At 56.3% G+C, this 13,542-nt stretch carries 12 protein-coding genes; 6 read left to right on the plus strand and 6 right to left on the minus strand.

Features of this window, described 5'->3' with window-relative positions:
- Positions 1 to 17: 17 nt before the first annotated feature.
- On the minus strand, positions 18 to 779 hold the full coding sequence (gene ygbI / locus EDC54_RS15335; protein ID WP_132458247.1) for a DNA-binding transcriptional repressor YgbI: 762 nt from the start codon (positions 777 to 779) through the stop codon (positions 18 to 20).
- A 354-nt stretch (positions 780 to 1,133) separates the two neighbouring features.
- Between ygbI and ltnD the strand changes: the two genes are divergently transcribed.
- The 6 genes from ltnD (at position 1,134) to EDC54_RS15365 (ending at position 8,414) form a co-directional block, all read left to right on the plus strand.
- The gene (gene ltnD, locus EDC54_RS15340; protein ID WP_132458250.1) at positions 1,134 to 2,048 is read left to right on the plus strand and encodes an L-threonate dehydrogenase; all 915 of its coding nucleotides are present in this window, start codon (positions 1,134 to 1,136) and stop codon (positions 2,046 to 2,048) included.
- Positions 2,045 to 3,313, plus strand: a complete 1,269-nt coding sequence (gene otnK / locus EDC54_RS15345; RefSeq protein ID WP_132458253.1) for a 3-oxo-tetronate kinase — start codon at positions 2,045 to 2,047, stop codon at positions 3,311 to 3,313. Before ltnD ends, otnK begins: the two co-directional genes overlap by 4 nt.
- Complete coding sequence (gene otnC / locus EDC54_RS15350) at positions 3,310 to 3,966, plus strand: 3-oxo-tetronate 4-phosphate decarboxylase (RefSeq protein ID WP_132458256.1); 657 nt, start codon at positions 3,310 to 3,312, stop codon at positions 3,964 to 3,966. The genes otnK and otnC overlap by 4 nt, the downstream gene beginning before the upstream one ends.
- Positions 3,967 to 3,999: 33 nt before the next feature.
- Entirely contained in the window at positions 4,000 to 4,788 is a 789-nt protein-coding gene (otnI, locus tag EDC54_RS15355; RefSeq protein WP_132458259.1) for a 2-oxo-tetronate isomerase, read from the plus strand.
- Between the two features lie 184 nt (positions 4,789 to 4,972).
- Positions 4,973 to 6,331 (plus strand): GntP family transporter, encoded by a 1,359-nt coding sequence (locus tag EDC54_RS15360; RefSeq protein WP_132458262.1) that lies wholly within the window; start codon positions 4,973 to 4,975, stop codon positions 6,329 to 6,331.
- Positions 6,332 to 6,734: 403 nt separating this feature from the next.
- Entirely contained in the window at positions 6,735 to 8,414 is a 1,680-nt protein-coding gene (locus EDC54_RS15365) for a methyl-accepting chemotaxis protein (protein ID WP_132458363.1), read from the plus strand.
- Between the two features lie 82 nt (positions 8,415 to 8,496).
- Here EDC54_RS15365 and EDC54_RS15370 read toward each other — a convergent pair whose 3' ends face one another.
- The 5 genes from EDC54_RS15370 to livH form a co-directional block, all read right to left on the minus strand.
- Positions 8,497 to 9,687, minus strand: coding sequence for an aminotransferase-like domain-containing protein (locus EDC54_RS15370; protein WP_132458265.1), 1,191 nt, complete (start codon positions 9,685 to 9,687; stop codon positions 8,497 to 8,499).
- 63 nt (positions 9,688 to 9,750) lie between these two features.
- On the minus strand, positions 9,751 to 10,452 hold the full coding sequence (gene livF / locus EDC54_RS15375) for a high-affinity branched-chain amino acid ABC transporter ATP-binding protein LivF (RefSeq protein WP_132458268.1): 702 nt from the start codon (positions 10,450 to 10,452) through the stop codon (positions 9,751 to 9,753).
- 5 nt (positions 10,453 to 10,457) lie between these two features.
- Positions 10,458 to 11,228: a high-affinity branched-chain amino acid ABC transporter ATP-binding protein LivG gene (livG, locus tag EDC54_RS15380; RefSeq protein ID WP_132458271.1), complete on the minus strand. Its 771-nt coding sequence runs from the start codon at positions 11,226 to 11,228 to the stop codon at positions 10,458 to 10,460.
- Positions 11,225 to 12,499 (minus strand): high-affinity branched-chain amino acid ABC transporter permease LivM, encoded by a 1,275-nt coding sequence (locus EDC54_RS15385; RefSeq protein ID WP_132458274.1) that lies wholly within the window; start codon positions 12,497 to 12,499, stop codon positions 11,225 to 11,227. The genes livG and EDC54_RS15385 overlap by 4 nt, the downstream gene beginning before the upstream one ends.
- Positions 12,496 to 13,422, minus strand: coding sequence for a high-affinity branched-chain amino acid ABC transporter permease LivH (gene livH / locus EDC54_RS15390; protein WP_132458277.1), 927 nt, complete (start codon positions 13,420 to 13,422; stop codon positions 12,496 to 12,498). Before livH ends, EDC54_RS15385 begins: the two co-directional genes overlap by 4 nt.
- Positions 13,423 to 13,542 lie beyond the last annotated feature (120 nt).

Here is a 13,542-nt window from a genome sequence, read left to right on the forward strand (position 1 = left end):
ATCCCGAGCTCCTCCCCTCACTCCGCCACCAGCACCTCGACCCCCATTTTACTCAAGGCTTCTTTGGCGGCGGCCGGTAGGCCAGCATCGGTGATGATGCTGTCGAATACGCTGAGCGGCGTGGCGAGATGGGTGGCGATACGGCCATATTTTGAGGTGTCACACAGCAGTACGCACTTGCTGCTGGCTTCTACCGCCGCGCGCTTCACCACCACTTTATCTTCGTTCGGCGTGGACAGCCCGCGCAGGCTCCATGAGGATGCCGAGATAAAGGCGATGTCGATAAACAGGTTACGCAGCGCCTGCGCCACCGCTTCCCCGATGCAGGAGCGGTTTTCCCTACAGAGCGTGCCGCCGGTGTGGATCATGCGGCACTGGCTGGACTCAATGAGAAAAGCGGCGATGGCGAAATCGTTGGTGACAATCAGGAGATCGTCGCGTTCGGCCAGCTCGCGCGCCAGCGATAGCGTCGTGGTACCCGCATCCAGATAAATGCAGCTATTCAACGGAATGTGCTGTGCCGCCAGTTTACCCATCGCCGCTTTCTGCTGGCTGAACATCACGGATTTATCCTGATGCGACGGCTCAATCGCCAGCCGTTCAGGGGAGCGCACGCCGCCGGAGACGCTCAGCAGCAGGCCGTCCTGTTCCAGCTTTTGCACATCACGCCGCACCGTCATGTGCGACACCCCCAGCCGCTCGGTCAGTTCGTTAATGCTTACCGCGCCGCGCTCGGCGATCAGCGCCAGGATCTGTTGATGACGTTCTACTGGAATCACGCTGTCCGTTCCCTGTTTGATAGTGCTGGTTTGATAAGTATTAGGGCTAATCAATACTGCATCTGGTAAATATTGTGAGAAACACCCCATTTCATGACGATAATTATCATAAATTCACGTCATAAACTATGCCAGACCTCACTGTCATCATCATTTACCCGTAACAAAATCAACATAACAATTTGATATTAAACAAAAATAAACAGTATCGCGTTTCAAGCGATGTTACGCCACACTGGATCATCACGATTCAAATGTTAACTTATGTGATAAAAATCACCATAAGTTGTACTGACAAGCGTTATATTTAACACCAGAGAACAAAAAATCACTAATTTTAACAGGGCAACCACGATGAAAAAGACTTCCGACTATGCTGTCGCCGTTATCGGTCTGGGCTCCATGGGCTTTGGCGCGGCGTCGTCTTGTATCAATGCAGGCCTGACGACATACGGCGTCGACATCAATCCGCAGGCGCTGGAACGCTTACGTCAGGCGGGGGCGGCGCAGGCCGACACGCGTATTGATGCCTTCGCTGACAAACTGGATGCCGTCGTGCTGCTGGTGGTGAATGCCGCGCAGGTGAACGGGATCCTGTTCGGCGAGCCGCAGGTCGCCGCGAAGCTTAAACCCGGCACCGCGGTAATGGTGTCTTCGACGATCTCCGCGCAGGATGCCCAAAGCATCGCGCAGCGTCTGGCCGAGCATCAGCTCATCATGCTGGATGCGCCGGTCTCCGGCGGTGCAGTGAAAGCCGCCGCGGGTGATATGACGGTGATGGCATCCGGCTCCGATCTGGCCTTTGAAAAGCTGAAACCGGTACTCGACGCCGTCGCGGGCAAGGTTTACCGCATTGGTGAAGAAATCGGGCTGGGCGCAACGGTTAAAATCATCCACCAGCTGTTGGCCGGCGTACACATCGCCGCCGGCGCGGAAGCGATGGCGCTGGCTGCACGCGCCGATATCCCGCTGGATATCATGTACGACGTGGTGACCAACGCCGCCGGGAATTCCTGGATGTTTGAGAACCGCATGCGTCACGTGGTTGACGGCGATTACACGCCGAAATCCGCCGTCGACATCTTCGTTAAAGATCTGGGACTGGTCACCGACACCGCCAAATCGCTCCATTTCCCGCTGCCGCTGGCCTCCACCGCGTTCAACATGTTCACCGCCGCCAGCAATGCCGGATTCGGTAAAGAAGACGACAGCGCCGTCATCAAGATTTTTAACGGCATTACGCTGCCGGAAAAAAAGGAGGCGCCATGATCAAGCTCGGTGTGATTGCCGACGATTTTACCGGCGCCACGGATATCGCCAGCTTTCTGGTGAACAACGGGCTGCCGACCGTACAGCTCAACGGCGTGCCGCCGTCCGACTTTAAGGTTGAGACGCAGGCCGTGGTCATTAGCCTGAAATCGCGCTCCTGTCCGGCACAACAGGCCGTGGCGGATTCACTTAAGGCGCTGACGTGGCTGCAACAGCAGGGCTGCCAGCAGTTCTACTTTAAATATTGCTCGACCTTCGACAGCACCGCCAAAGGCAACATCGGTCCGGTGACCGACGCGCTGTTAGCGCAGCTCGGCGAAACGCAAACCATCATTTCTCCGGCGCTGCCGGTAAACGGCAGAACCGTCTATCAGGGTTATCTGTTCGTGATGGATCAGTTGCTGTCCGAATCCGGGATGCGGCACCATCCGGTCACGCCAATGACGGACAGCAACCTGATGCGCGTCATGGAGCAGCAGGCCGCCGGGCGCTGCGGATTGGTGCCATATAACGTGATGGATCAGGGTGCCGAAGCCGTCAAACAACGTCTGGCGGCGTTGAAAGAACAAGGTATGCGCTATGTGGTGCTGGATACGCTGAACGAACGGCACCTGCTCACACAGGGCGAGGCGCTGCGCGATATGAAGCTGGTCACCGGCGGTTCCGGCTTGGCTATAGGGCTGGCACGCCAGTGGGCGGGATCTACCGCGCAGAACGGATCGGCAACCGAGGCGGGCAGGCCGCAATCCGGCGCCGGCGTCGTGCTGTCCGGCTCGTGTTCGGTGATGACCAACAAACAGGTCGCCCGTTACCTGAAGCAGGCGGCAGGTCGCGCCATTGACGTCGCCCGCTGCTTAGACGGCGCGCAGCCATCCTACGTGCAAGAGCTGGTCGATTGGGTAAAGGCTCACCGTAATGACGCCCTCGCACCGCTATTGTACGCCACCTCATCTCCCGACCAACTGGCGCAGATTCAGCAGCGCTGGGGCGCGGAGGCCAGCAGTCAGGCGGTGGAGAAACTGTTTGCCGCCGTCGCCAGTCAGCTTCAACAGGACGGCTTCCAGCGCTTCATCATCGCGGGCGGAGAAACCTCCAGCATCGTGGTGCAAATGCTCGGTATTCACGCGTTCCATATCGGGCCGTCCATTTCACCCGGCGTGCCATGGGTACGCTCCACCAATCATCCGCTGTCGCTGGCGTTGAAATCCGGCAACTTCGGCGATGAAGACTTTTTTGCCCGCGCCCAGAAGGAGTTTGCCGCATGAGTGAACAACACCACAACACGGACGCCGCGCTCAGCAACGAACAGCGCGCACGCGCGGAAATGGTCAAACTGGGCGCGTCCTTTTTCCAACGCGGTTACGCCACCGGCTCGGCGGGCAACCTCTCGCTGCTGCTGGATGACGGCACGCTGCTGGCAACGCCGACAGGCTCCTGCCTTGGCGAACTGGATGCCGAGCGCTTATCCAAAGTCAGCCTGAACGGCGAGTGGATTTCCGGGGATAAGCCGTCGAAAGAGGTCAGCTTTCACCTGTCGATTTATCGTAACGATCCCGAGTGCAAAGCGATCGTTCACCTGCACAGCACCTACCTGACGGCGCTTTCCTGTCTGGAAGGGCTGGATACGCAGGATGCCATCAAACCCTTCACGCCCTATGTGGTGATGCGCGTCGGTAAAGTGCCCGTCGTCCCTTATTACCGCCCCGGCGATGCGCGGCTCGGTGAAGATCTGGCGAAGTTGGCCTCGCGCTATAAGGCGTTCCTGCTAGCCAACCACGGCCCGGTCGTCACCGGTAAGGATCTGCGTGCGGCGGCGGACAACATGGAAGAGCTGGAAGAAACCGCCAAACTGATTTTTATTCTCGGTGAGCGAAAAATTCGCTACCTCACCGCTGACGAAATTGCCGAGCTCTCTTGATAAGCCACTTTTTACTGAGCGATGGAGTTAATCATGCCAAAGTTTGCTGCCAATCTTTCTATGTTGTTTACTGACATCCCGTTTCTCGACCGTTTTAAGGCCGCCGCCGATGCGGGCTTCACTGCGGTCGAGTACCTGTTTCCCTATGAGTATCCGGCACCGCTGCTGGCGGAAAAGCTGCGGGAGAACGGCCTGAAGCAGGTGCTGTTCAACACCGCACCCGGCAATATTGCGGCGGGTGAATGGGGGGTCTCCGCCCTGCCGGACCGTGTTGAGGACGCCCGTCGGGATATCGATAACGCACTGGAATATGCGCTGGCGCTTAATTGTCCCTCGGTACTGGTGATGGGGGGTGTCGTGCCGCCCGGTGAAGACCGTGCCGCCTACCAGCAAACCTTCATCGATAACCTGCGCTATGCAGCCGATAAGTTTGCGCCGCACGGCATCAACATCATGATTGAGGCGCTGAGCGCGAAGGTGAAACCGAATTACCTGTTCGCCAGTCAGTATCAGGCGCTGGAATTGGCCAATCTGATCGACCGGCCAAACGTTTATATCCAGCTCGATTTTTTCCACGCGCAAATTGTCGATGGCAACCTGACGCAAATTATTCACGATTTGGATGGCCGCATCGGACATATTCAAATTGCGTCCGTACCTGACCGGCACGAACCCGATGAAGGAGAAATTAATTATCCGTTTATCTTTGCTGAATTGGATCGCGTGAATTATTCCGGTTGGGTCGGCTGTGAATATCACCCGCGCGGCAAGACCGAAGCCGGATTAGGGTGGGCTCAACCCTGGCTGGAAAGGAAACACTAATTCATTTATCCCTGACATAAATTAACACCAGAGACATATTCGTTAGACGCGAATAAATAAACATAACTGGTCAGACTCCCGTATTTATAACGGGAGTCATGGCTCTCGTTTATTCAAATAACAAACAAATACCCCATCAATGCTCAGTTTCTGAATTGAAAAAGGGGTTAATGAGGATAAGAACATGGCCACCTCGCTCTTACTCTGCATCGCTATCGCCGGGGTATTACTCCTGCTGCTGATGGTCATTAAATTTAAAATACAGCCCTTTGTCGCCCTGCTGATTGTCAGTTTGCTCGTCGCCTTAGCAACCGGTATTCCCACTGAAAACGTGATGAAAGTCATTACCTCCGGCATGGGCGGTATTCTCGGTTCGGTGGCGATTATTATCGGCCTCGGCGCCATACTGGGCAGAATGATCGAAGTGTCCGGCGGTGCGGAATCCTTAGCGCACCGCTTTGCCCAATTAATGGGACCGGGATTAATGGTAGCCGCGCTAACGGTTTCTGCCTTTATTCTCGGAATCCCAGTCTTTTTCGATGTCGGCTTTATTATTCTTGCACCGATTATTTACGGCTTTGCGAAAGTCGCGAAAGTCTCTCCGATTAAATTTGGTCTGCCCGTCGCGGGCGTGATGCTGACGGTGCATGTCGCGCTGCCGCCGCATCCCGGTCCGGTGGCCGCCGCTGGCTTGTTAAATGCAGATATCGGCTGGCTGACCATCATTGGCCTGCTGGTATCGATACCTGTCGGTATCATTAGCTATTGGGTCGCCAAAGCGATGAACCGCAATAAATACGCGCTCTCCGTCGAAGTACTGGAACAACTCCAGTTGGCGAAACCGGAAGATGCTACGCCGGATACAGCACCTGTTGCAGCACCCTCTGCCGGATTAATTGCTGCGCTGATTGTCATTCCGATTGCCATCATTATGCTCGGCACCGTATCCGCAACGCTACTGCCGGCCGGACACCCAATACGTAACATAATGTCGCTGGTTGGTTCCCCTGCCGTGGCGCTGCTGATCGCATTGACGCTGGCACTGTGGCTACTAGCATTGCGTCGCGGCTGGTCACTGGAAAAAGCCAGCGGCGTGATGGGCGATGCCATGCCTGCCGCTGCGGTCGTCATCATGGTGACCGGTGCCGGCGGCGTATTCGGCAAAGTACTGGTGGAATCCGGCATCGGTAAAGCGCTGGCGGATACGCTGACCAGCATTCATCTGCCGCTGGTGCCGGCCGCGTTTCTTCTGTCGCTTTCGCTGCGCGCCTCGCAAGGTTCAGCCACCGTCGCAATTCTCACCACCTGCGGCCTGCTGAGCGAAGCCGTCAGCGGCCTGAACCAGATGCAACTGGTGCTGGTGACGCTGTCTGCCTGCTTTGGTGGACTGGCCCTGTCGCACGTCAATGACTCCGGCTTCTGGATCGTCACCAAATATCTGGGGCTGTCGGTCGCCGATGGCCTGCGTACCTGGACGGTGCTGACGACCCTGCTTGGTCTGTCGGGGTTCCTTTTCACCTGGGCCCTGTGGCTGGTATTTTAAGCATCCTACCTGGCAAAATTCGCAGGATTGGGAATCGTTTTAAGTCTCCAGCGCTGAACTCAACTTTTCCCGCATCGGTGAAGGTGCGGGAAAAACACACCTGTTTCGCCTGAAGACCATTAAATTAAACTGAACTGAACTGAAAAAATTAGCCCACTATCCTTCTTTTTTATATTAATACCGTCCCCCGCTCCCCTTTAATGCCAACAATTGACGCGAATTTACCCCGGTGTTTTCCAACTGGCGGAAACAAGAAATCTTATAAGATATTTAATGGAATAATGAATCTGTCCACACCGGACCGCTCTAACAACCTGAATTCCGCTATCGCATAGAAATAGATCCCATGACCTATTTCACATCACGCCTGACCCATAAAAAGAAAAAGGATTTGAGGAATATGCTGAATCTGCTGAAAAAAATGAAACTCGGTACGATGTTGGGTACAGGTTTCGCCTCTGTCATCATCATCGGTCTGATGGTCGCCATTCTGGGGCGCTTTCATTTGGTCGATCTGGGTGAAGATATTGAATCGCTATCAAAAAAAAATCTGGCCAGCCTCATCCTGATACAGGATGCCAAGAGCGGCTTTGACGCCGTGGCGCGTTCAGTACGCAACATTGGCCTGACCGATGACAGAAACCGCATGCAGGAAGAAAAGCGCCTGATCGATCAGCAAATTGCTCGCAATACTGAAACGCTGAGCAAACTGTATGAACACCTGTCCGAACCAGAAACCCGCGACTCGCTAGAAAAATTGACGCAGGCGCGCCCGGCCTATCGGGATGCCGTGAATAAAGCGGTTGAGCTTGGCCTGTCCGAGAATGCCGAAGACAGAGCGCGTGCCATACAGATCATGGTCAACGAGATGCAAGTTACGCAATCTCCGGTTTTCGCTGCGCTGGACGACATGGCGCAATTCCAGCAAAAACGGACGCAGGACATGACGACAAATGCCATGCAGGAAGCGCGAGCAGACGGTAACACGCTGATCACCTTCGCCGCGATTGCGGTTCTCATCGGCATTTTGGTTTCCCTGCTCATTACCCGCACGATTAAAGGGCTACTGGGTGGCGAAGTGGTGTATGCCGCTCAGATCGCACAGGCCATTGCACAGGGAAATCTGGCCGTCGCGGTCAATCTGCGTCCCGGCGACAACCACAGTATGCTGGCCGCGATGAATACGATGCGTAAAAGCCTGAGCGATATCGTTGAACAGGTGCGGGAAAGCAGTGAATCCATCGCAACCGGCGCCAGCCAGATTGCCGCCGGCAGTACCGATCTCAGCCAGCGCACGGAAGAACAAGCGGCCAACCTGCAACAAACCGCCGCCTCTATGGAAGAGATGAGCCAAACCGTGCGCCAGAACGCAGACACCGTACGTAACGCCACACAACTGGCGCAGGCCGCCAGTCATACCGCGGCGAAAGGCGGTGAAGCCGTCGGCAATATCGTTGTCACCATGCAAGAAATTACCGATAGCTCACACAAGATTGGCGACATTATCAGCGTCATTGATGGCATTGCTTTCCAGACTAACATTCTGGCGCTCAACGCGGCGGTAGAAGCGGCCCGGGCAGGCGAGCAAGGTCGTGGTTTTGCCGTGGTCGCAGGCGAAGTGCGCTCACTGGCCCAGCGCTCCGCCACCGCGGCTAAAGAAATTAAAGAGCTGATCGGCCACAGCGTCGAGAAAGTGGAAGCTGGCTCCGTGCTGGTCAGCGATGCCGGAACGACGATCGAAGAGCTGGTTCGTCAGGCGCGCCACGTTGCCGATCTGATTAACGAAATTGGCGTCACCACGCAGGAACAGGAATCCGGCGTCTCGCAGATCCATGATGCCGTTAACCAACTCGATCAGGTCACACAGCAGAATGCCGCGCTCGTTGAGCAATCCGCTTCCGCCGCCGATAGCCTGAGCGATCAGGCCGCTCATCTGGTCGAGCTGATGAAAGTCTTCGTCGTTGAAGGCGGCTCGTCACAGCGAATTGCACCGCCGTTGAAAAGGCCTGATAGCGTAAAACGCGCGTTAGCCGATCCTAAAAGCAGCGCGGGAAGCGATAACCAAAACTGGGAAACGTTTTAACCACACACCCTCTCCGCTCAAAAAAGAAAAGCCGCTGAAATCGCAGCGGCTTTTACATGAGCAGATCGCCCGTTATCGGCAATTACAGCGCCCGACGCAGTCGTGCCACCGCTTCATGCATTTGCTCATCCGTTGCCGTCGCGAAAGAAAGGCGCAGCGTTGAATAATCGACATTGTCCGGGAAGAAGAACCCGCCCGGCACGAAAACCACGCCTTGAGCCAGCGTCTGTTTCAGCCATTTCGTCGTGTTGAAATCGTTTTGACGGAACCTGGCCCACAGGAACATCCCGCCTTTCGGTGAGTTGAACGTGATGACATCCCCCAGTTCCTGCTCAACCAACTGCGCCAGCAGTTCGCCTTTGTGCTTATAGGCGTGGCGAATTTTTTCGATCTGCGAATCCAGACGCCCCAGCCCCAGATAGCACTCCGCCACGGTCTGCGACAGGGCGCTGGCGTGCAGGTCGGCGGCCTGTTTGATAATCGCCACCTTGTGCAGCAGCCAATCCGGTAGGATCGCCCAGCCAAGACGCAGCCCCGGCGCCAGCACTTTCGAAAACGTGGAGGTATACAGCACGTGTTCCGCACTGCCCAGCGTCTCCTGCGCCAGTTGGAACAGCGTCGGATGGCGTTCATCGGTAAAACGCAGTTCACCGTAGGGATCGTCTTCGATAATGACGAAACCGTAGCGCTCCGCCAGCGTAATCAATTGCAGGCGACGTTCATCGCTCAGCGTCACGCCGCTCGGATTACCGAAGTTCGGCACGATGTATACGCCCTTGATTCGCTGTTTTTTCAACAGTTCTTCCAGCTCATCGACGACCATGCCGTTGGCATCGGATGACACCGACATCACCTGCGCCTGCGCCAGTTCCAGCGTTTGCAAAGCCGCAAGGTAGGTTGGGCGTTCAACTACAAACACATCGCCCGGATCGATCATCGCCCGCATAATAAGATCCAACGCCTGCTGCGACCCCGCCGTCACGACAATGTCTTCAGCGCGCGTTTTCACGCCGCGCGCGGCGCACAGCTCGGCAATACGATCGCGCAACACGCCGCTGCCTTCGGTCAAACCATACTGGAATGCCGTTTTCGGCTGTTCGGTAATCGCTAACTGCGTCGCCTGATTCAACCCCTCAAAATCAAACAAAGCATCCGACGGGATCCCGCCAGCCAGCGAGATGATATTTTCCATCTTGCTGTGTTTCAGCAGCTCGCGGATGGCGGAACTTTTTAACTGAGCGATACGGTGCGCTAACAACCCTTCAATGGCCATCTCTTCTTAACCCTTCTACGAAACAGGCCGGTAAACCGGCCCGATATCGACTTTCTATTGACATTATCCGCCCAGATAGGCCGAACGTACCGCTTCATTCGCTAACAATGCCGCGCCGGTATCTTCCAACACGACATGACCGTTTTCAAGCACATAACCCCGGTCAGCCAGTTTCAATGCCTGATTAGCGTTTTGCTCCACCAGAAAGACGGTCATGCCCTCTTCACGCAACTGCTGGATGGTATCGAAAATTTGCAGGATGATGATCGGCGCCAGTCCCAGCGACGGCTCGTCCAGCAGCAGTAAACGCGGCTGGCTCATCAGTGCGCGACCAATCGCCAGCATCTGCTGCTCGCCGCCGGACATGGTGCCGGACCGTTGGGCGCGTCGCTCATACAGACGCGGAAACAGATCGTAGACGCGTGCAATGCGTTCCTGATACTGCTCGCGATCGGCAAAGAAGCCGCCCATCGCCAGATTTTCTTCTACCGTCATACGGGAAAAGACGCGTCGACCTTCCGGCACGATCGCGATCGCTTCACGCATAATCTGCGCCGTCTGCCAGTGCGTGATGTCCTTGCCGTCAAACGTGATGGTGCCTTCCGTTGCACGCGGGTCACCGCACAGCGTGCCTAGTAGCGTGGTTTTACCGGCGCCGTTCGCGCCGATCAGCGTAACAATCTCGCCCTGATTAATATGCAGGCTGACCTGATGCAGCGCCTGAATTTTGCCGTAATGGGCCGAAACCTGATGTAATGACAGCATAAACGTTATCCTTCACCCAGATAGGCACGAATGACATCCGGGTTGTTACGAATTTCAGTTGGCGTACCGTGCGCCAGCGGCGTTCCCTGATTGACGACATAAATCCGGTCGGAAATCCCCATCACCAGTTTCATATCATGCTCAATCAACAGCACGGACACCTGATGGCTATCGCGCAGTTCCACAATCAACTGATTTAGCTCGTCAGTTTCTTTCGGGTTCAGACCTGCGGCGGGCTCATCCAGCATCAATAACTCAGGCCGCGTCACCATGCAGCGGGCGATTTCCAGCCGACGCTGCTGACCGTAAGCCAGATTCCCGGCCTGACGGTTCGCTAAATCCAGCAGACCAATACGCTCCAACCATACCGCGGCACGCGCTTGCGCGTCGGCTTCCGCACGGCGAAACCCCGGTGTTTTCAACAGTCCGGCAAACACGCCGCTTTTCAGGTGCTGGTGCTGTGCCACCAGCAGGTTCTCCACCACCGTCATTTCACGGAACAGGCGAACGTGCTGGAACGTACGCACTACGCCCATGCGGGCAATGGCCTGTCCTGGTAGCCCTTCCAGATGGCGATCGCGCAGCATGATGGTGCCGCCGCTCGGGCGATAAAACCCGGTCAGGCAGTTGAAGACCGTGGTCTTCCCTGCCCCGTTCGGGCCGATCAATGAAACGATCTCGCCCGCGTGAATGTCCATTTCAACATTATTGACTGCCAGCAGGCCGCCAAAACGCATCATCAGACCGCGGACTGATAATAATGGCTGCGTGCTCATGCTTGACCTTCCTTCTTCGCGATGTCCAGCTTCATCTCTGGACGCTTCATCGGCAGCAGGCCTTGCGGACGCCAAATCATCATCAGCACCATCAATGCGCCCAGCAGCAACATGCTGTACTCATTCAGATCGCGCATCAACTCACGGGAAACCACCAGCAAAATCGCGGCGAGAATCACCGCAAACTGCGACCCCATCCCGCCCAGCACCACAATCGCCAGCACAAAGGCCGATTCGGCGAAGGTGAACGATTCCGGGCTGACAAACCCCTGACGCGCGGCAAACAGCGTACCGGCGAACCCGGCAAACGCGGCGCTGATGGTAAACGCGGTCAGCTTGATGCGCGTTGGACTCAGCCCCAGAGAACGGCAGGCGATTTCATCCTCGCGCAGTGCTTCCCACGCGCGGCCCAGCGGCATGCGCAGCAGGCGGTTAATCACAAACAGGGTTAATACCACCAGCAACAGCGCCACCAGATACAGAAAGATGATACGGTCGCTGGGATCATATTTCAGGCCGAAGAAATTGTGGAACGTATCCCAGCCGCCATCGCGCACGCCGCGGCTAAACTCCAGGCCAAAAAAGGTCGGTTTCGGGATCTGGCTGATACCGTTCGGGCCACCGGTAATTTCGGTGTTGTTCAGCAGCAGAATACGGACGATCTCGCCGAACCCGAGCGTCACTATCGCCAGATAGTCGCCGCGCAAACGCAGCACCGGAAAACCGAGCAGGAAACCGGACAGCGCCGCCGCCATGCCCGCCAGCGGCAGACTTTCCCAGAAGCCTAACCCGTAATAGTGGTTCAACAATGCGTAGGTATACGCGCCGATGGCGTAAAATCCGCCATAGCCCAATACCAGCAAGCCAGACAAACCCACCACCACGTTCAAGCCCAGCCCCAACATGATGTAAATCAGCGTGAGGGTAGCGATGTCCACCGTGCCGCGCGACACCAGAAACGGCCAGGCCACAGCAGCAATAATCAACGCCGCGGCCAGCAGCTTCTGCCGCGGGGTGCTGCCATCAAAGCTCGGCAACACCAGCGACGGCGCGGAAAATCTCTTGATGCTTTGCTGGAAGAACGGGCGAATCAACTGAAAGAAGAACACCACGATGCAGCCTGCGCCAATCCAATGCCAGCGCACTTCATCTGCGCCGCGCACCACCAGTTTGGTGCCGTCCAGCCCCAGTTGTAGCCCCATCAGAAAGGACGCCAGCACCAGCAGCATGAACGCGGAAATGAATGCGTTAACCAGGTTGAGCTGTTTCATACTTTTTCAACCTCCGGACGACCCAGAATACCGGTCGGCATCACCAGCAGCACCACAATCAGCAGCGCAAAAGAGACCGCGTCTTTGTATTCCGTACTCAGATACGCGGACGTCAGCGCTTCCGCGACACCCAGCACCAGCCCGCCGATCATCGCGCCAGGAACACTGCCGATGCCGCCCAGTACCGCCGCGGTAAACGCTTTCATTCCGGCCATGAAACCGATATAGGGATTAATGACGCCATAAAACTGCCCCAGCAACACGCCGGCGACCGCCGCCATTACCGCACCAATCACAAACGTCAGAGAGATCACGCGATCGGTGCTGATACCCAGCAGGCTCGCCATTTTCAGATCCTCCGCACAGGCGCGGCAGGCGCGCCCCATACGGGAATAGCGAATAAACAGCGTCAACGCCAGCATGGCGAGGAACGTCACAATCCAGATGATCAACTGCATGGTGCTAATCGTGGCGGCAAAGCCATTGCTTTCGCCCAGCACCCACTGGCCGATCACCAGACTCGGCAGCGCAACATCGCGCGAGCCCTGATTCAGGCTGACGTAGTTTTGCAGGAAAATCGACATCCCGATGGCGGAAATCAGCGCAATCAGGCGCTTTGAGGTTCGCACGGGGCGGTAGGCCACCCGTTCGATACTCCAGCCGTAGGCGCTGGAAATGACCACGGCGGCAATGAAGGCGACGCCAATCAGCAGCCAGCCCGCATCGATACCCATCATCATCAGGGCCGCAATCACAATAAAGGAGACGTAGCTACCGATCATATACACTTCGCCGTGCGCGAAGTTAATCATGCCGATAATGCCGTAAACCATGGTGTAGCCAATGGCGATCAGCGCATAGGTGCTGCCCAACGTCAGACCGTTGAACATCTGCTGAAAAAAGTAAAGGAACTGCTCGGACATACCTTAACCTTAAATGCTGCCCCCGCGCCTGGCGGCAACGGGGGCGTCGGTATTGAGGGATTTTATTGGTGCAAACTCAGAAGGCGGGAAAAAACCCACCTCAGAGAGGCGGACAACGGC

The organism is Samsonia erythrinae (assembly GCF_004342665.1).
Taxonomy (GTDB): Bacteria; Pseudomonadota; Gammaproteobacteria; order Enterobacterales; family Enterobacteriaceae; genus Samsonia; species Samsonia erythrinae.

Bases quoted from the DNA above. Each gene is read 5' to 3' on its own strand.
- otnI (WP_132458259.1), top strand. From the start codon at position 4,000: ATGCCAAAGTTTGCTGCCAATCTTTCTATGTTGTTTACTGACATCCCG.
- EDC54_RS15370 (WP_132458265.1), bottom strand. From the start codon at position 9,687: ATGGCCATTGAAGGGTTGTTAGCGCACCGTATCGCTCAGTTAAAAAGT.
- livG (WP_132458271.1), bottom strand. From the start codon at position 11,228: ATGAGCACGCAGCCATTATTATCAGTCCGCGGTCTGATGATGCGTTTT.
- EDC54_RS15360 (WP_132458262.1), top strand. From the start codon at position 4,973: ATGGCCACCTCGCTCTTACTCTGCATCGCTATCGCCGGGGTATTACTC.
- otnK (WP_132458253.1), top strand. From the start codon at position 2,045: ATGATCAAGCTCGGTGTGATTGCCGACGATTTTACCGGCGCCACGGAT.
- EDC54_RS15385 (WP_132458274.1), bottom strand. From the start codon at position 12,499: ATGAAACAGCTCAACCTGGTTAACGCATTCATTTCCGCGTTCATGCTG.
- livF (WP_132458268.1), bottom strand. From the start codon at position 10,452: ATGCTGTCATTACATCAGGTTTCGGCCCATTACGGCAAAATTCAGGCG.
- ltnD (WP_132458250.1), top strand. From the start codon at position 1,134: ATGAAAAAGACTTCCGACTATGCTGTCGCCGTTATCGGTCTGGGCTCC.
- otnC (WP_132458256.1), top strand. From the start codon at position 3,310: ATGAGTGAACAACACCACAACACGGACGCCGCGCTCAGCAACGAACAG.
- livH (WP_132458277.1), bottom strand. From the start codon at position 13,422: ATGTCCGAGCAGTTCCTTTACTTTTTTCAGCAGATGTTCAACGGTCTG.